The organism is Algoriphagus oliviformis, from assembly GCF_017254915.1.
Lineage (GTDB): Bacteria > Bacteroidota > Bacteroidia > Cytophagales > Cyclobacteriaceae > Algoriphagus > Algoriphagus oliviformis.
In genome coordinates this window covers 26186-42529 of record NZ_JAFKCT010000004.1, presented here as the reverse complement: position 1 = coordinate 42529, position 16344 = coordinate 26186, and the positions used below count along the sequence as shown (strand labels likewise).

Sequence of the window (16344 nt, the reverse complement as noted above, 5' to 3'; positions counted from 1 at the left end):
AAGGAGGCCATTTCTTTTTCTGCCCCCGAAAAGCGGCTTTTGGTCACATTTTGGGGTCGAAAGGGACAGTTCCCGAGTGAAGTGCATCTTTTTGGAACTGTTTTGGCGTTTTCTATTGGGATCCAACACTCAACCTTCCTGGCTATGCAGCACCTCACTCGTTTTTTCTGGTTTTGCGGCGGGGCAAACTTTGCCCTGCTCAAGCGTGCCCCGACCGAATCCAACAAATACATCGGTATCGGAGCGACCGTTTTCTTCACCGGCGTGCTCGCCGCCCTCGCGGCAGGCTATGCGCTGTACACGGTGTTTCAGTCGCTGGTTCCCGCGATTTTCTTTGGGCTGCTGTGGGGGCTGATGATTTTCAACCTGGACCGATTCATCGTGTCCAGTATGCGTAAGCGGGAAAATGCCTGGGCGGAATGGAAGCTGGCTATTCCACGTTTGGTCTTGGCCGTGTTGCTTGCCTTGGTGATTTCCAAGCCGCTGGAATTGAAGATGTTTGAGCGGGAGATCAACCGGAAGCTGGACGAGAAAAAGACAGAATTCATCACCCAGTCCAAAGCCAACCTCGCGAAGGGCTTTCCCGAAATCCAGGAGCTGGAGGCCAAAAAGGACTCGCTGAAGGCGGAAGTATCGGCCGCGGAGGCTTTCCGTGACCAGCTTCAAAAAGAATACGATGCGGAGCGTTTTGGCGAGAAAACCTCCGGCACCAGTGGCATAGTCGGCCTGGGCACCAACGCCAAAAAGAAGGAAGCCCAACTGGATGCCGCGCAACTGGCGCTGGATGAGCTGCGAAAGCGAAACCAAGTCCGTGTGGATACGCTGGAGGCCCAGATCAGGGCCTTTGTGGCGCTACGCCAGGCGGAATTTGAAAAGCAGCAGCCCGGCATCGAAGGGTTTGACGGACTGGCGGCACGAATGGATGCAATGGATGCGCTCACCACGGAGAGCTCCGCCATGGCCATGGCCAATGTCTTCATCATGCTGCTTTTCATCGCCATCGAGACGGCTCCGATCTTTGTCAAGCTGATCTCGGCGCGGGGTCCCTACGACGAGCTGCTGGAGCTGCACGAGGACAAGGTCAAACTTTTCAAAGGAGAAAAATGGACAAAGGCCAAGGGCGAATCCGAGGCTCGCGTCAGCTATTTTCAAGACACCCACTTCTACGCCACGGATCTAAACAAGGAAAAGACTAACCGGAAAAACAAAGCCCAAACCGAAGCCGAACTCGCTGAAATCGAGGAGAAATGGGGGAGGAAGGTTTGAGTGGTTTACGTATGATTATTTTATCATCTTGACTATCCGCATTCTTGCCAGTAGGCGAATTTGCTTCTTCAATCGGGCCTGTCTGCTCAGGCAGGTCGGAAGACCGATGACCGAAGACCGAAGTAGGGCAAAGCCTAATTTTAGCGTTCTTTCGGATTGTTACGGCTGTCTACCGGCGTAAAAGCGGATAATCATATCATGATTTAGCTATGGATACCAAGGTGACTTTGTTCTTCAATGAAGAACTGATCGAAAGAGCAAAAGCCGCAAGGATCTGAAAGACGAGTTTTTCTCTTCCAGAATAGAGGTTTTATGATGCTACCCCAGACCCACCATAGAAACGGAGTTTTCTCACATCCTTCACGCACTTTACTGTGGCTTTTTTTTGTATTTTTTTTTGGTATCCAAGCGAAAGCCCAAGCGGTTGATACCCTGATTGACGTTGGTGGATACAAGCTCCATTTCAATATTCTAAAGGGAAATGGAACTGCAATACTTTTTGAATCCGGAGGAGGATTAGATGCGTCGCAGTGGGATTTTATCGCAGAAACTTTACATCATCGACTTGAAGCGACGGTGATTACTTATGACCGTGCGGGTTTTGGGGAAAGTACATTAGATACCTTAAACTATTCTATTCTTGAAGAGATAGAAGGTCTGGAGGTTGGACTGACAACATTGGGCTATGGCGACAGCGAATATTTTTTAGTGGGTCACTCTTTGGGAGCTTTTTACAACTGGTTGCTTGCGGCTAGAAATCCCGACCAAGTAAAGGCAATCGTCTTTTTTGACCCCAGAATACCATCAAGTGAAGATGAGAGGTTCGCTAGGGATTATTTTCAGACTCTTGATCGCAAAGATTTTGAGGAAGGAGGCTATTTGAGCTTGTATCATCTGTTAGGGAAAATAGAAGCGAACAGCAATTGTATTGGGAAATATTCTTTGCCGCAAGATGTCCCGATTCTGAACGTCATGGCAGAAACAGGGCCATTCGACTCTGCTAAAGAAAATCTTCGTTTTCAAGCGGCGCAGTTGGAGTTTGTAAAAGCGGGAGAGAATAGAAGATTGGTGTTAGCAAAAGGAAGCTCGCATAACATCCCATTGGACGATCGATGTCTAGTGATTGAGCATATTGAGGCTTTCTACAAAGAGCAAGTGTATTGAATTTTGGTGAGCCGGCGTGAGATTGGAGCCGTCAAGGATTTAGTTTTAAAAATTCGATTAACTGATAGATTTTTCCACCACCACGTCCAGCTGATCCATCGTTTTGCTCACGGATTTCCATTCCAGTAGGCAGACGATCTTCACGATGAATGCCAAAAACTTGCCGGGGCTGATGAGCTTGTTGGCTAGGACGGCGATGTTTTTGTCCCGGTCGGAAACCTGGAATTCCTTGTTGGGGTCGGCATGATACTCTCCGGCGTATTTCCAGGCACCATTTCTTGCGATCTGTATGGAGAAGTTGAGGAGCATTTCGTCCCTTCCTTTGGCCAGGGGGATCAGCCAGCCAAAAATGGGAGAGACCTTGCTGATGTTTGACTTCACCCCATCCACCAGTTCGGCCAGCAGGGCATTGATGCGGTTGAAATCGCCCTGGATCCCAATCAGGTCTTTGCCCACCATGGTCTCCGAGGCGGCGATGCCCAGATCCAGGTTGATGTGGGCGTTGATGCCCAGGAAGAGGTGCTGGAGGACGAGATGCTTGGAGTCTTTGCTGGCCTCGAAGGCCAGTCTCCAGCTTTCGGTACAGGTCTCCCGCAGAGCCCAGCGATCGTAGGCATCGATGAAGCGCTTTGCAAACAGCACGTCCAAGACCTCCATCCGGGGATTGTCCTCAAACTCCCCCGCCAAGATACCGTCCTTCACGCGCCGGGTCACCTGGCGGTAGAGGATGGCAAAATAGCCGATTCGGGATTGTTTGGCCTTGCATTCCTCCACTATCTGATCCATGCGGATCAGTACGTCATCGATGGTGTTCATTGGTTTTTTATTTGATGAAAAATGCTTCGAGGATATCCCCGACAAAATAGGCTACGGTCGCGGCCAAGGCCCCGAGGGCCACGGTCTCTGCTATGCTCCGAATGGCCGAGGTCTGGTTGACGTGGCTTTTCATCCAGCCGACGACCAGAAAAGCAAAGCCGGTCAAGATACAGGTCCAGAGAAAGATGTCTTTGTCCGTAGGAAAGAAGAAATCCCAGAGATAGACGAGCAGGGGGATGATGCCCACCGACACAAAGGACAGCAAAGTCGCCAGCCCTGTGGCAAAGGGGCTTTTGGTATTGGGGATCATTTCCAGTTCGCCCTTCATCATCTCCGAAACCCAAAGGTCTTTGTCTGAGCAGATGTGGTCGACGATCTGGTCAAGCAGTTGCCCTTCGAATCCCTTTTCCCGGTAGATTTCTTCGATCTCCTGACGCTCCGTTTCCGGTAGGTTTTCCACTTCCCAGTACTCGATGTTTTTGTGCTTGGTGTAGCTGTCCCGCTCGCTCTTGGCGGAGAGATAGGCTCCCACCGACATGGAAAATCCATCCGCCAGCAGGTTTGCGAAGCCTAGGATGATCAGGATGCCAGAGTCCAGGTTGGCTCCGAATCCCCCGGCAACCACGGCGAAGGTAGTCACCGAGCCGTCTATTCCGCCGTAGACAAATTCGCCCAGGTACTCTTGGATTTTGCCAAAACGGATACCTGTCTGCTGGTGGATTTTTTTTTCGCTCATGGTCTAGTCGAGGTGTTGGAGGAAAAAGCGTTTCACGTTTTCCCCCATGACCGCGCGGATTTCGCTCTCGGAGAGCCCTGCCTCCAGCAGCCCGTCCACGATCAAGGGAAGTCCGGTAATGTCAAATGGCGCGACCACCGCTCCGTCATAGTCCGAGCCCAGTGCCACGTAGTCTATGCCTACCAAGTCGCGGACGTACAGAATGGACGCGATGATATTCGGGAGCTCGGGAGTGCCTACCGCCCCGTCAAAGAAAGCGATCCCGATGATTCCGCCTTTGCTGGCTATTTTTTGGATCTGCTCGTCGCTGAGGTTTCGCTGGGAGTCGAGCACTCCCCGGACGCCGGTGTGGGACACGATGACGGGCTCGGTACTCAGCTTCAGCACGTCGTCGATGATGGCAGGGGAGGCGTGGGCCAGATCGACAAATATGCCGAGCTCATTCATGCGCATGACGGCCGATTTGCCAAAGTCGCTCAGCCCTTCGTTGCTTTCCCCATGTGCCGAGCCGCCAAACTCGTTGTCGAAGAAGTGGGTGGGGCCGATCATCCGGACACCTGCTTCATAGACCTTTTCCAGATTTTCCAGACTGCCTTCGATTGCGTGGCCTCCTTCGATGCCGAGCATCGCGCCAATGACTTGTTTGTCGGTTTTTCTTGCCTCGACCAGCTGCTGTAGGTCGGCTTTGGAGCGGATGAAGATGGCTTTTCCGCCTTCATCGTCCACAAAATCGGCCAAGGCTTCCGACTGGGAGAGGGTGCGGTTGACCAGGCTAAACCAGTTCCAGGGGCTTTCTCCCTTGGCGATGGTCAGCGGGGTGATGTTGTCAAAGGTGTCCGAGGAGTTTTTCTTCATGTTTTGCCCCGAGGGTGACTTGGAGACAATCGTAAACATCTCCAGGGCGACGTTGGCCTCTCTCATTCGCGGGAAATCCACATGGCCGCGGGTGCCTTTTTCGGTGATGTCACGCCCCCAGAGCAAGGCGTCGCAATGCAGGTCGGCGATGAAGTCCAGCCGATCGTACAGCGCCTGTGCGGCGGGGGACACTGCGTAAGGCGGGCTTTGGATGACCGGGTTTCGCTGGGACTCGATGTAGGGTGGGACGGTGTAGATGCCTATGAGGTAAATAGCCAAGAGGACTCCCAAGGCAATCAGGATTTTTTTCATCCGCTGGGGTTTTGCTGATTAAGATAGATAAAAAAATGTGGTCTACGCGGCAGAAAGCCTACGGCAGGGACAAAAACTCCTCTCCATTTTGGGTGGGGGGCAGTGCTTCGTACTCTTCCATGGAAAATAGGCGGGAACGGATAAGGAAGCGGATACCCATCGGGATTTCCAGGGAAAAGCTGCTCCCCCTTCCGGGTGTGATGTCCAGCGTCAGCTCGGAGTACTTCCAGTATTCAAACTGGTCTGCGCTCATGAAAAAATCGCAGCCGTGGACGGTGCCCAGCCAGACGTCTTGGGATCCGACTTTGAAGTCTCCCTTTTCGAAGCACATCGGCGAGGAACCGTCGCAGCAACCTCCGCTTTGGTGAAACATCAGCTCCGTGCCTAGGCGGGTTCTCAGCGTATCGATGGTCTCTTTGGCCGCTTCGGTGGCAAGGATTCGTTTTGGAGTAGTCATGTCAGGTTCTTTTGGGTTGGAAAAAAAGAGGAGCAGGATACTTCCTGCTCCTCTCCGACAATAAACCCTAATTAAAAGAAACCTAATTTTTGCTTGCTGTAGGAGATCAGCATGTTCTTGGTTTGGCGGTAGTGGTTGAGCATCATCGCGTGGTTTTCCCTGCCAAAGCCGGATTTTTTGTAGCCGCCAAACGGAGCATGGGCTGGGTAAGCGTGGTAGCAGTTGACCCAGACTCTCCCCGCCTGAATCGCCCGAGGCACCTGGTACAGCTCGTGGGCGTCCCGTGACCAAAGCCCGGCGCCGAGTCCGTACATGGTGTCATTGGCAATGGCGATGGCTTCTTCGGTGGTTTTGAAAGTCGTCACGCAGGTGACTGGTCCGAAGATCTCTTCTTGGAAAATCCGCATCTTGTTGTTTCCCTTGAAGATGGTGGGCTGGATGTAGTAGCCGTTTTCCAGGCCGGAGTTGAGCGAGGCTTTGGCACCTCCGGCGAGCACTTCCGCGCCTTCTTGTTTTCCGATTTCCAGATAGGAAAGGATTTTTTCGAACTGGTCGTTGGAGGCTTGGGCTCCCATCATCGTGTCCTCCGCCAGGGGGTGGCCCAGCTTGATGGCTTTGGTACGGGCGATGACCCGCTCCATGAATCGGTCATAGATGTCCTCGTGAACGAGAATCCTGGAGGGGCAGGTGCAGACTTCCCCTTGGTTGAGCGCAAACATCACCGCGCCCTCTACGGCCTTGTCAAAGAATTCATCGTCTGCGTCGGCGACGGACTTCATGAAGATATTCGGGGACTTGCCGCCCAATTCCATCGTGACGGGGATTAGGTTTTCGGAAGCGTACTGCATGATCAGGCGCCCTGTGGTCGTCTCTCCGGTGAAAGCCACCTTGGCTACGCGGGAGGAAGTCGCGAGGGGCTTGCCCGCCTCAGGGCCAAATCCCGTGACTACATTGATCACGCCGGCGGGGACGATGTCCGCGATCAGCTCCATGAGCACCATGATGCTGGTGGGGGTTTGCTCTGCCGGTTTGACGACCGTGCAGCATCCGGCCGCCAGGGCAGGGGCGATTTTCCACACCGCCATCAGCAGGGGGAAGTTCCAGGGGATGATCTGTCCCACGACGCCCAGCGGCTCGTGTAGGGCAATGCTGACGGTGTGTTCGTCATGTTCGGAGATGGTGGATTCGTCGGCGCGGATCACTCCTGCGAAATATCGAAAATGGTCCACGCAGAGCGGTAGATCCGCGGCGCGGGTTTCACGGAGGGCTTTTCCGTTGTCTATGGTTTCGATCCGGGCGAGCAGCTCCAGGTTGTCCTCGATCACGTCGGCGATCTTGTTGAGCACGCGGCTGCGCTCAGCGGCTGGGGATTTTGACCAAGTCTTGAAGGCCTCATGCGCGGCATCCAGCGCTTTTTCTATGTCTTCTTTATTGCCTCTTGCGGCCTTGGAAAAGGCTTTGCCGTCGATGGGTGAAATATTGTCAAAGTACTCTCCGGATGCTGGGGCGACCCATTGTCCGCCGATGAAGTGCTCGTATTTTTCCTTGATCAGGGGTCGGTCGACCGCCGGGCTTTTTGCGTAGGTAAGCGTGTCCATGGTTTCTGGTTATTTTGGTATGAGTCAAAGTTGTCCCATTATAATTTTGAAAAATTGCACAGTAGGCTCATTTGATCCACTTGTGTTGCGGTTTGGCTTGGCCTGATTCGTGAAAAAAAGCAAAGGGAACAAACTTGCAGGCTTGTATTCAGTATATTAGGATGACTATGGCCCAAAATGACTTCATCTCAGGCGTGCCCTGGAGAAACCCCAGAGACCTGAAAACGCTGGTCGAAAACCGCACGACCTATACCCTGGACAATTGCGAACTGAACATCTTTGAGACCCACCAGCAGGCGGACAACGTGAACTTGGTGTTTGGCGATCTGGTGCTGACGACCATGCTCAGAGGGAAAAAGGTCATGCACCTTTTTGACAAGCCGGGCTTCGAGTACGTGCCCGGAGAGTCCGTGATCGTTCCTCCCGGTGAGGTGATGAACATCGACTTTCCCGAGGCCCAGTGGGACAATCCCACCCAGTGCATCGCCCTGTCCATTTCCAAGGAAATGATAGAAAATACCTTCAATATGCTCAACGAGCGGTTTTCCGAGCGCCTCCTTGAGCAGGGCTGGGGGCTAAACCTAAACTATTTTCATCTTTCGAATTCCCAGGATTTGACGGAGATCATCAACCGCTTCATCCGGATCGGAGTCAAGGAGCGGTCCAGGGAAAAGGATCTGATTGCTTCCTTGGCCTTGAAGGAACTGCTGATCCGGCTCAGCCAAACCCAGGCTAGAGAGATGCTGGAGAATACCTACCGCCAACTGGCGTCGGGAAATCGGCTGGCCCACGTGGCGGAGTATGTGAAAAACAACATCCGCGAAAACATCACCCTCAACCGCCTGGCATCCGAGGCCTGCATGAGCAAGGCGCATTTTGTCCGCACCTTCAAAAACGAACTTGGAATGACCCCCATGGACTATGTGCTGAAAGAACGCCTGAAGCTGGCCCGCAAATACCTGCTCATCGGAGGCTTTCAGATCCAGGAGGTCGGACTGATGGCGGGCTTCAACAGTGTTACCTATTTTATCCGCGCTTTCAAGCAGGAATTTGGCGTTACCCCCAATGGTTTTAAAAAGGTAACAAACGCGTAACAAAAAATATCTGAAAACTTTTTACGGAAATTTTGAAGTTTTAAGTGTTTTAATTAGGTTTAAGAAACTTTTGCATACTAAAGAGTAGCTCAACCCAGCCTATTGCCAAAGTTTATATGGTTTTAATCCATTAACAATAAACCCTAACCGGGAGCCTGTTTTTTAAAAGGCTCCCTTTTTTTATGTCTGTTTGATTTTGATTTTTGTCAACTATCAAAAAACCGGTTTAAAAAAGAGGTGTATTTGAGCTTTTTTTTGTGGAAATGGAGGGAACTGGTTTTTGGATTTGTAAAACCTTGTGATTTAGAAGATTCTGATTTTGACCCAAAAAAGCGTTATTCCTTTTCGAAAATTTGGAAACTGGAGATTCACGCAAGGAAACTGGGGTTGGTGGAGGGACAAGCCGGGTGATTCTCACGGCGCAGCTCCCAGGCGTTGTGGTTTTATTTCTCTTGGAGTAGGCCGAGGTTTGAAAAAAGCAGGTTTTGTCGGCGCTGAAAGCTAAACTGGTAGCCGATTCTTAGGGATGCCAGCGAAGAGAGCTGCTGAAGGTCCTCGGAAAGCAGTTCGACGACTTTTAGGTCTAGCAAGGCCGAGTCCTTTGTTTCGAGTATCAAGCCGCATGCACCGATGATTTCGGGAATGGCGCCGACCGCAGATCCGATGGGAATGCAGCCGCAGGCCATGGCTTCGCCTAGAGCATTTGGGAAGCCCTCAGACGCGGAGAGTTGAAGGTAGAATTGGTGCCGATTGTACTGGTCTCTCAGCTGGGCAGCGTCCACTTTGCCAAGAATACGGACATTGGCCTCGGGAGAGGAATAGTTGGCGTCGCCGATCAGGGTGAAGGTCCAGTCCGGGTGGGCTTGGGCCAGCTGCTCGATCAGGTCGTAGCCCTTGACCTGTGCGCGGGATGCATTGGACGTTCCGGTGGCGACCGAGACAAAGCTTAATGGGGTTCTTGCTTTGCCGAGATTCTTCCAGAAGGAGGTGTCAAAGCCATTAGGTACGACCTGCGTAGGGGTAGTCAGGTCGGGAATGAGGTTTTGCAGGCCCTGCTTTGGATTGATTTTGGGATCGTAGCGATAGTCTTGCTTGAGCAAGGCCTCGGCAACCGGGAGGATGAGACTACAATTTTTGAAAGAATAGACAGTCGCTTTTCGAAGCCACTTTTTCCGAAAATTGCCGTAGCCAATCTCCGGCATGTTCATGCAGTCCATCCCCCCAGCCTGGATCGTGCACCTTTTGCCGAAGGCCCTTCCAAACCACACTGGAAGAACAGCGTGGTATCCCCCGAAGAAACAGAGGTATTGGTCCGTTTTCGGCAAGAGCCAGAGGAGTTGGAAAAACTGGAGGATGAAATAGAAGGGGAGCTTGGCAGGCTGATTGGTAAAGACCAGCGGTCGGATTTTGGCCTTTGGGCTGATCATTTCCAAGTCGCGGTCTATAAAGGCAGTACGAATAGGGAAAGTATAGATGATCATTTTTCCGCAAGAAGTAGTGTTACTTCCTTTTTTAAAAGGGGAATATGATCAGTCAGCGTTCTGGACAGAATGGACAAGGAGACTGACTCATACTCGTGGGCAATATAGTTTCTCGCTCCTATGATCTCTGATGTGTCAGATATTTGTATTTCGGGATCAAGTCTAAGGATTCGTTTCATGGCCTCACCAATGATTTCAAGGTCACGTTCTATGGCTCTTAGAGTCTTTCGGTCTGACCTAAGGGTGTCCGTGCTGATTTCTCTTCCTTCAATAAAGCTTTCGATTTCTTGGATACAAGTGAGGATGTCGAAAAGATACTTCTTAATCTTCCGATTCATAAAGTAGCAGTTTTGTTTCCTCCAGTTCTTCCTTAAAGTAAGGATTGCTGATAGCATCCGATTCGACCAAGTCAACTTCTCTTCCCAGAAGTGATTCAAGATTAGCCTTCAAGCTGAAAAAATTGCTTACAAACCTCTCGATTTTTTTGTCTTCGAACTCTACCAAAAAATCCACGTCGCTGGAATCGGTGAAGGAGGGCGTGAGCACAGAGCCAAAGACATAGAGTTTTTCTACGTGGTGCTTTTTGCACAGCTGCCCGATTGTTTCGATATGGTCTTTGACCAGGTTCACCTACCAAATATAGCTTGTATTCGCTAAAACGGAAAAAGGCCCGATCCGTTTGGAAAGAGCCTTTTTCAGGAAGTTTAATGGAAGTTACACCACCAGATTGACGATTTTGCCCGGTACGATGATGACCTTTTTCGGAGCCTTTCCCTCAAGCCACTTTTGGACGGCTTCGTCGGCTAGGGCAGCTTTTTCGATCTCCTGCACGGTGAGGGAAAGGGAAAGATTCAGCTTAGCGCGCATCTTGCCATTGATCATGACGGGGTATTCAAAGGCGCTTTCTACCAAATGCTTCTCGTCGAATTCCGGGAAGGTCGCTTTGGTGATGGACTCGGAATGGCCCAAAAGCGACCAAAGCTCCTCGGCGATATGCGGCGCATACGGGGAAACCAAGATGGCCATCGGTTCCAGAATCTCTCGCTTGTTGCACTTAAGCGCCGTGAGCTCGTTCACGCAGATCATAAAGCTGGACACGGAGGTGTTGAAAGAGTGGTTGGCCATGTCCTCTTCCATCTTCTTGATGGCTTTGTGCAGGGCTTTCAGCTCTTCTTTGGTAGCAGGCGCGTTGGAGACTTGGAAGTCCCCAGCGGAGTTGTGGTACAGGTTCCAGAGCTTTCGGAGGAACTTGTACACGCCGTCGATGCCATTGGTGTTCCAAGGCTTAAACTGCTCCAAAGGCCCGAGGAACATTTCGTAGAGTCGCAGCGTGTCGGCTCCGTATCGCTCGATGATGTCGTCCGGGTTGACGACGTTGTACTTGGACTTGGACATTTTTTCCACCTCAGAGCCGCAGATGTATTTGCCGTCTTCGAGGATAAATTCCGCATCGGCCAAGTCAGGTCTCCAAGCCTTGAATTTGTCCAGATTGAGCTGGTCGTTGTGGACGATGTTGACGTCCACGTGCATCGCGAAGGAATCGTATTGGTCTTTCAGTCCGTGGCTCACAAACTGGTTGGTGCCTTTTACCCGATACACAAAGTTGGATCGACCTTGGATCATGCCTTGGTTGATCATCTTCTGGAAAGGCTCGTCGATGTGTACCGCACCGATGTCGTGGAGGAACTTGGTCCAGAATCGGGAATAAAGCAGGTGGCCTGTCGCATGCTCGGATCCTCCGATGTAGAGGTCCACCGCGCCCCAGTAGTCGGTTTTTATTTTGTCGGCAAAAGCAGTATCGTTGTTCGGATCCATGTAGCGGAAGAAGTACCAGCTCGACCCTGCCCAGCCCGGCATGGTGGACATTTCCAGCGGAAATTCCCCTTCGGCGGTTTTGTACGTCCAGTCTTTTGCCCGACCGAGTGGTGGCTCGCCATCCTCGGTTGGTAGGTATTTGTCCACCTCTGGCAATACCAAAGGCAAGTCTTTTTCCTCCACCAGGTAGGGCAATCCGTCCTTAAAATAAACCGGCAGTGGCTCGCCCCAGTAGCGCTGGCGGGTAAAAATCGCGTCGCGCATACGGTACTGGATCTTGCCTTTTCCGATTCCTTTTTCCTCCAGAAAGGCAATGGCCTTGGCCATCGCTTCCTTCATGTACATATTAGAGATAAAGCCGGAGTTGATGATAAATCCGCCTTTTCCCGGGAAGGAACCGTTTTCCATCGATCCTTCGATGACTTGGCGGATTTCCAGGCCGAAGTGCTTCGCAAAGTTGTAATCGCGCTCGTCGTGCGCCGGTACGGCCATCACCGCGCCGGTACCGTAGCCCGCCAACACGTAGTCGGCTACCCAGATTTGGATTTCTTCGCCGTTAAACGGATTGATCGCATAGGAGCCGGTGAAGGCTCCGGAGATGGTCTTGACATCGCTCATGCGCTCGCGCTCGGAGCGGTTTTTGGCCACTTCGATGTAGGCTTCGGCCGTGGCGCGCTGGTCTTCGGTGATCAGGCTGGCGGCCAGATCGGATTCCGGTGCCAAGGCCAGGTAAGTCACCCCGTAGATCGTGTCCACTCGGGTGGTGAAAACTTTGATTTTCTTGTCGGAATCCTTTACCTGAAAAACGACGTCTGCACCGATGGACTTGCCAATCCAGTTGCGCTGCATTTCCTTGATCGGCTCTGCCCAGTCGACTCGTTCGAGTCCTTGGAGCAGGCGGTCGGCATAGGCGGTGATCCGCATGGACCACTGCATCATTTTCTTGCGCTCGACAGGATGCCCGCCTCTTTCGGAGAAGCCGTCTTTTACTTCGTCGTTGGAAAGGACGGTGCCCAAGGCCGCGCACCAGTTGACGGTGGTCTCAGCCAGGAAGGTCAGGCGGTACTTGAGAAGTATTTCCTGCTTTTCCTTTTCGGAAAAAGCCTTCCACTCCTCGGCGGTAAATACCGGGGTGTCTTCGTCGGAAACGGCTTTTACGCTTTTGTTTCCCAAAGTCTCAAAGCGCTCGATCAGGGAGTCTATCGAAAGCGCCTTGTTGGCGTCCAGATCGTAGTAGCTCTTGAAGAGCTGCATGAAGATCCACTGCGTCCATTTATAGTAAGCAGGATCAGAAGTCCGCACTTCGCGATCCCAATCAAAGGCAAAGCCGATGTTTTTCAGCTGCTCGGTGTAGCGGGTGATGTTTTGCTCAGTCGTGATGGCCGGATGCTGTCCGGTCTGTATGGCGTATTGCTCCGCGGGAAGTCCAAAGGAATCGTAGCCCATGGGGTGGAGGACATTGAAGCCCTTCAGCGCCTTGAATCGGCTCACGATGTCCGAGGCGATGTAGCCCAGCGGGTGTCCCACGTGGAGACCGGCTCCAGAGGGGTAGGGGAACATGTCCAGGGAGTAGAATTTAGGTCGATTGGGGTCGACTTCTGCTTTGAAAGTGCCCTTTTCTTTCCAATAGCTTTGCCATTTCTGCTCGATTTCCCGGAAGTTGTAATCCGCCATGATTGAAATATTCTTGGTTTTTATACTGAATGCCTGCAAAAATAGAAAAATCAGGCGGCTTTGGTAGTCAAATTTCCAATTCCTCTCATCGTTCCGATTTTGCCTTTGATCATTTTTGTATCAGCGACTTAGGGCTTTTTTGTATTTTCCAAAACCTAACCAATCGACCTTATGAGAAAGAATTTACTATTGACAGCGGCATTGGCTGGGGGCATTTGCCTCTCCGCTTTTCCCCAGAAAAAATACTCCGCCAAGCAGATCGAGGCCCTCAAGACCGAAGCCGCCCAGATCGTGCAGGCCAACCACAAGCAAAGCCAGGTGATGGTGGACAAGATTTTCAGCTTTGCGGAGCTGGGTTTTCAGGAGGTCGAGTCGTCCAAGTACCTGACGGGTATTTTGGAGGAAAATGGATTCAAAATCGAGAACGGCATTTCGGGCATCCCCACGGCTTGGTTTGCGACCTGGAGTAACGGGGATGGGCCGGTCATCGCGCTGGGCTCTGACGTGGACAACATCCCGAAAGCCTCCCAATACCCCGGGGTGTCCTACCACAAACCCATCGTGGAAGGTGCGCCTGGCCACGGGGAAGGACACAATGCCGGCATCCCGCTGAATATCACCGCGGCGCTGGCAGTGAAGCAGATCATGGAGCGCGAAAACATCGGCGGCACGCTCATCCTCTGGCCGGGGATCGCCGAGGAGTTGGTCGCTGCCAAGGCATGGTTTGTCCGCGACGGCAAGTTTGAGGGCGTGGACATCTGCATCTTCACCCACGTAGCCAATAATCTTGGAGTGAGCTATGGGCAGGCTTCCGGTACCGGCCTGATCTCCGTGGAATACACCTTTGCCGGCGATGCGGCCCATGCCGCAGGCGCTCCCTGGAGGGGGAAAAGTGCCGCCGACGCCGTAGAGCTGATGAACATCGGTTGGAACTACAAGCGGGAGCACCTCCATCCGCTGAAGCGTTCGCACTCGGTGATCACGGATGGCGGCGACCAGCCGAATGTGGTGCCTTCCCAAGCCTCGATCTGGTACTATTTCCGCGACGTGAAGTACGATGGCATCATGGAAATGTACGCCCAGGCCAATGACATCGCCAAAGGCGCGGCGCTGATGACCGGCACGACGATGACATCGAAGATCGTCGGCACCGCTTGGCCCCGCCACTTCAATAAGACCATCGCCGAAACCATGTACCAAAACATCCTCAAAGTCGGCTTGCCGACCTGGGATGAGAACGACCAAACTTTGGCAAAAGCCGCCCAGAAGGAGCAAGGGTCAAAAGAAGAAGGCTTGCCAACCAAGCTCGATACCTTGGGTTTGCCGGTGAAGGAGCCGATCTCTGGAGGTTCGGATGATATCGGGGACGTGTCTTGGGTGGTGCCGACGGTGACGCTGCGCTTTCCATCGAACATTCCCGGTCTGCCTGGCCACCACTGGAGCAATGCCATCGCGATGGCGACGCCGATCGCCCACAAGGGCGTGACGGCTGGTGCCAAAGCCGAGGCGATGACGATTCTGGATCTTCTGCTGAAGCCGGAGCTGGTGGATCAGGCTTGGGACTATTTCAAAAATGTCCAGACCAAAGAGGAAACCTACAAGCCGATGATCACGGCGGAGGATCCTGCGCCGATCTATATCAATACCGACATCATGAAGCGTTTCCGTCCCGAGTTGGAAAAATACTATTATGACGAGACGAAATACGATACGTATTTGGAGCAGCTGGGCGTGACGTATCCGACGGTGAAGAAATAGCGCTGAAAAGTTGCAAGGTGGGAAAGTTGTAAGGTTGGGAGAACCCTAACTTTACAACTTTGCCACTTTACCACATTCCAACCTGCTATTTCCAATGTTGCAATTTTCCAATATAACCATTCGTGAAGCCTCCCTGGAAGAGCTGCTCTGGGTCCATTCCCGTATCCCGGAGTTTCCGGGCAGGGCTTCCGGTGATTTTTATGCGGATCGCTTGAGGCATAGGCTTTACTTGGCTTTGGTAGCAGAACGAGACGGAGAGTTGTTGGGATTTAAAGTCGGTTATCAAAGCGAGACGCCGGACACCTTTTATTCATGGATGGGCGGGGTGAGGCCGGAGTTTAGGAAACACGGCGTCGCCGATGGGTTGGCGGACTATCAAGAAGCATGGGCTAGGAAAAAGGGCTTTAAATCCGTCTTTTTCAAAACCCGAAACCGCTTTCCTGCCATGATATGCTTTGGACTCAGCCGAGGCTTCCGGATCATCGGCGTGCTGCCCAAGGGTGGGGTGGAGGATTATCGGGTGGTGATGAGTAAGGAGTTGTAAAGTGGAAAGGTGCCAAAGTGGCAAGGTGGCCCAACCTGCAACCTTGCCACTTTACAACTTTACCACTATTTTTGTGCCCTCATTCACCAGCGGTTCAATCGCCCGCTTTACCAAAAATTCATGAAGACTCAAGAACTCATCGCGTCAAGCAAGCAAGCACTCGTGGCCGCCGGCCAACAGCTTCCGATCATGGAGGCTTTTTACACCATCCAAGGAGAAGGCAGATTTACAGGCTATCCGGCCTATTTTATCCGGCTGGGAGGCTGTGACGTGGGCTGCGTCTGGTGTGACGTGAAGGAAAGCTGGGAGGCTGCGAAGTGGCCCGTGCTCTCCATCGAGCAGATCGTGGACGAAGCGCTGAAGTTCCCGGGGAGGCTTGTGGTGATCACTGGCGGAGAGCCGCTGATGTATGACCTGGGGCCGCTGACCAAGCTTTTGAAGGAAAAAGGCTTCACCACCAACATCGAGACGTCCGGCGCGCATCCTTTTTCGGGGGACTTTGACTGGGTTTGCTTTTCCCCCAAGAAATTCAAAAACCCACATCCGAGCATCTACAAGCACGCTGACGAACTCAAAGTGGTCGTCTTCAACAAGAGCGACTTTGCCTTTGCGGAGGAGCATGCCGCCCAGGTCAATCCCCTCTGCGAACTGCGCCTACAGCCGGAGTGGAGCAAGGTTGCCCGATTCACGCCAGAGATCGTCGAATACGTTAAAAACCGCCCGAATTGGAAAGTTTCCCTGCAAACACATAAATTTATGGACATCCCATAAGTG

General features: G+C 52.4%; 15 protein-coding genes. 6 read left to right on the top strand and 9 right to left on the bottom strand.

Going from position 1 to position 16344, the window contains the following annotated elements:
- Positions 1 to 144 precede the first annotated feature (144 nt).
- A complete protein-coding gene (locus J0A68_RS10780; protein WP_206578225.1) occupies positions 145 to 1266 on the top strand; it encodes a DUF4407 domain-containing protein in 1122 nt (373 codons plus the stop codon).
- A gap of 312 nt (positions 1267 to 1578) precedes the next feature.
- A complete protein-coding gene (locus J0A68_RS10775) occupies positions 1579 to 2430 on the top strand; it encodes an alpha/beta fold hydrolase (RefSeq protein WP_206578224.1) in 852 nt (283 codons plus the stop codon).
- Between the two features lie 57 nt (positions 2431 to 2487).
- Here J0A68_RS10775 and J0A68_RS10770 read toward each other — a convergent pair whose 3' ends face one another.
- The 5 genes from J0A68_RS10770 to J0A68_RS10750 form a co-directional block, all read right to left on the bottom strand.
- The gene (locus J0A68_RS10770; protein ID WP_206578223.1) at positions 2488 to 3246 is read right to left on the bottom strand and encodes a DUF5995 family protein; all 759 of its coding nucleotides are present in this window, start codon (positions 3244 to 3246) and stop codon (positions 2488 to 2490) included.
- A 7-nt stretch (positions 3247 to 3253) separates the two neighbouring features.
- Entirely contained in the window at positions 3254 to 3982 is a 729-nt protein-coding gene (locus J0A68_RS10765) for a VIT1/CCC1 transporter family protein (protein ID WP_206578222.1), read from the bottom strand.
- A 3-nt stretch (positions 3983 to 3985) separates the two neighbouring features.
- Positions 3986 to 5149: a dipeptidase gene (locus tag J0A68_RS10760; RefSeq protein ID WP_206578221.1), complete on the bottom strand. Its 1164-nt coding sequence runs from the start codon at positions 5147 to 5149 to the stop codon at positions 3986 to 3988.
- A gap of 58 nt (positions 5150 to 5207) precedes the next feature.
- Positions 5208 to 5606, bottom strand: coding sequence for a DUF779 domain-containing protein (locus J0A68_RS10755; RefSeq protein WP_206578220.1), 399 nt, complete (start codon positions 5604 to 5606; stop codon positions 5208 to 5210).
- A 71-nt stretch (positions 5607 to 5677) separates the two neighbouring features.
- Positions 5678 to 7204, bottom strand: coding sequence for an aldehyde dehydrogenase family protein (locus J0A68_RS10750; RefSeq protein WP_206578219.1), 1527 nt, complete (start codon positions 7202 to 7204; stop codon positions 5678 to 5680).
- A gap of 167 nt (positions 7205 to 7371) precedes the next feature.
- Here J0A68_RS10750 and J0A68_RS10745 point away from each other — a divergent pair, with 167 nt between their 5' ends.
- On the top strand, positions 7372 to 8298 hold the full coding sequence (locus J0A68_RS10745; protein ID WP_206578218.1) for an AraC family transcriptional regulator: 927 nt from the start codon (positions 7372 to 7374) through the stop codon (positions 8296 to 8298).
- Positions 8299 to 8741: 443 nt separating this feature from the next.
- Here the strand turns inward: J0A68_RS10745 and J0A68_RS10740 are convergent, their stop codons facing one another.
- The 4 genes from J0A68_RS10740 to leuS all read right to left on the bottom strand — a co-directional run bounded on the left by J0A68_RS10740 (position 8742) and on the right by leuS (position 13268).
- On the bottom strand, positions 8742 to 9779 hold the full coding sequence (locus tag J0A68_RS10740) for a glycosyltransferase family 4 protein (protein WP_206578217.1): 1038 nt from the start codon (positions 9777 to 9779) through the stop codon (positions 8742 to 8744).
- Positions 9776 to 10117 (bottom strand): HepT-like ribonuclease domain-containing protein, encoded by a 342-nt coding sequence (locus J0A68_RS10735; protein ID WP_206578216.1) that lies wholly within the window; start codon positions 10115 to 10117, stop codon positions 9776 to 9778. The genes J0A68_RS10740 and J0A68_RS10735 overlap by 4 nt, the downstream gene beginning before the upstream one ends.
- On the bottom strand, positions 10101 to 10409 hold the full coding sequence (locus J0A68_RS10730) for a nucleotidyltransferase family protein (RefSeq protein ID WP_206578215.1): 309 nt from the start codon (positions 10407 to 10409) through the stop codon (positions 10101 to 10103). Before J0A68_RS10730 ends, J0A68_RS10735 begins: the two co-directional genes overlap by 17 nt.
- 84 nt (positions 10410 to 10493) lie before the next feature.
- Positions 10494 to 13268, bottom strand: coding sequence for a leucine--tRNA ligase (gene leuS / locus J0A68_RS10725; RefSeq protein ID WP_206578214.1), 2775 nt, complete (start codon positions 13266 to 13268; stop codon positions 10494 to 10496).
- A gap of 171 nt (positions 13269 to 13439) precedes the next feature.
- Here leuS and J0A68_RS10720 point away from each other — a divergent pair, with 171 nt between their 5' ends.
- The 3 genes from J0A68_RS10720 (at position 13440) to J0A68_RS10710 (ending at position 16341) form a co-directional block, all read left to right on the top strand.
- A complete protein-coding gene (locus J0A68_RS10720; RefSeq protein WP_206578213.1) occupies positions 13440 to 15026 on the top strand; it encodes an amidohydrolase in 1587 nt (528 codons plus the stop codon).
- 94 nt (positions 15027 to 15120) lie between these two features.
- Positions 15121 to 15570: a GNAT family N-acetyltransferase gene (locus tag J0A68_RS10715; protein WP_206578212.1), complete on the top strand. Its 450-nt coding sequence runs from the start codon at positions 15121 to 15123 to the stop codon at positions 15568 to 15570.
- Between the two features lie 120 nt (positions 15571 to 15690).
- Entirely contained in the window at positions 15691 to 16341 is a 651-nt protein-coding gene (locus J0A68_RS10710) for a 7-carboxy-7-deazaguanine synthase QueE (RefSeq protein ID WP_206578211.1), read from the top strand.
- Positions 16342 to 16344: the final 3 nt, after the last annotated feature.

What these genes read in the sequence shown, in the direction of transcription:
- J0A68_RS10760 (WP_206578221.1), bottom strand. Translation starts at nt 5,149, where the DNA reads ATGAAAAAAATCCTGATTGCCTTGGGAGTCCTCTTGGCTATTTACCTC.
- J0A68_RS10770 (WP_206578223.1), bottom strand. Translation starts at nt 3,246, where the DNA reads ATGAACACCATCGATGACGTACTGATCCGCATGGATCAGATAGTGGAG.
- J0A68_RS10740 (WP_206578217.1), bottom strand. Translation starts at nt 9,779, where the DNA reads ATGATCATCTATACTTTCCCTATTCGTACTGCCTTTATAGACCGCGAC.
- leuS (WP_206578214.1), bottom strand. Translation starts at nt 13,268, where the DNA reads ATGGCGGATTACAACTTCCGGGAAATCGAGCAGAAATGGCAAAGCTAT.
- J0A68_RS10780 (WP_206578225.1), top strand. Translation starts at nt 145, where the DNA reads ATGCAGCACCTCACTCGTTTTTTCTGGTTTTGCGGCGGGGCAAACTTT.
- J0A68_RS10750 (WP_206578219.1), bottom strand. Translation starts at nt 7,204, where the DNA reads ATGGACACGCTTACCTACGCAAAAAGCCCGGCGGTCGACCGACCCCTG.
- J0A68_RS10720 (WP_206578213.1), top strand. Translation starts at nt 13,440, where the DNA reads ATGAGAAAGAATTTACTATTGACAGCGGCATTGGCTGGGGGCATTTGC.
- J0A68_RS10735 (WP_206578216.1), bottom strand. Translation starts at nt 10,117, where the DNA reads ATGAATCGGAAGATTAAGAAGTATCTTTTCGACATCCTCACTTGTATC.
- J0A68_RS10765 (WP_206578222.1), bottom strand. Translation starts at nt 3,982, where the DNA reads ATGAGCGAAAAAAAAATCCACCAGCAGACAGGTATCCGTTTTGGCAAA.
- J0A68_RS10755 (WP_206578220.1), bottom strand. Translation starts at nt 5,606, where the DNA reads ATGACTACTCCAAAACGAATCCTTGCCACCGAAGCGGCCAAAGAGACC.
- J0A68_RS10710 (WP_206578211.1), top strand. Translation starts at nt 15,691, where the DNA reads ATGAAGACTCAAGAACTCATCGCGTCAAGCAAGCAAGCACTCGTGGCC.
- J0A68_RS10715 (WP_206578212.1), top strand. Translation starts at nt 15,121, where the DNA reads ATGTTGCAATTTTCCAATATAACCATTCGTGAAGCCTCCCTGGAAGAG.
- J0A68_RS10775 (WP_206578224.1), top strand. Translation starts at nt 1,579, where the DNA reads ATGATGCTACCCCAGACCCACCATAGAAACGGAGTTTTCTCACATCCT.
- J0A68_RS10745 (WP_206578218.1), top strand. Translation starts at nt 7,372, where the DNA reads ATGGCCCAAAATGACTTCATCTCAGGCGTGCCCTGGAGAAACCCCAGA.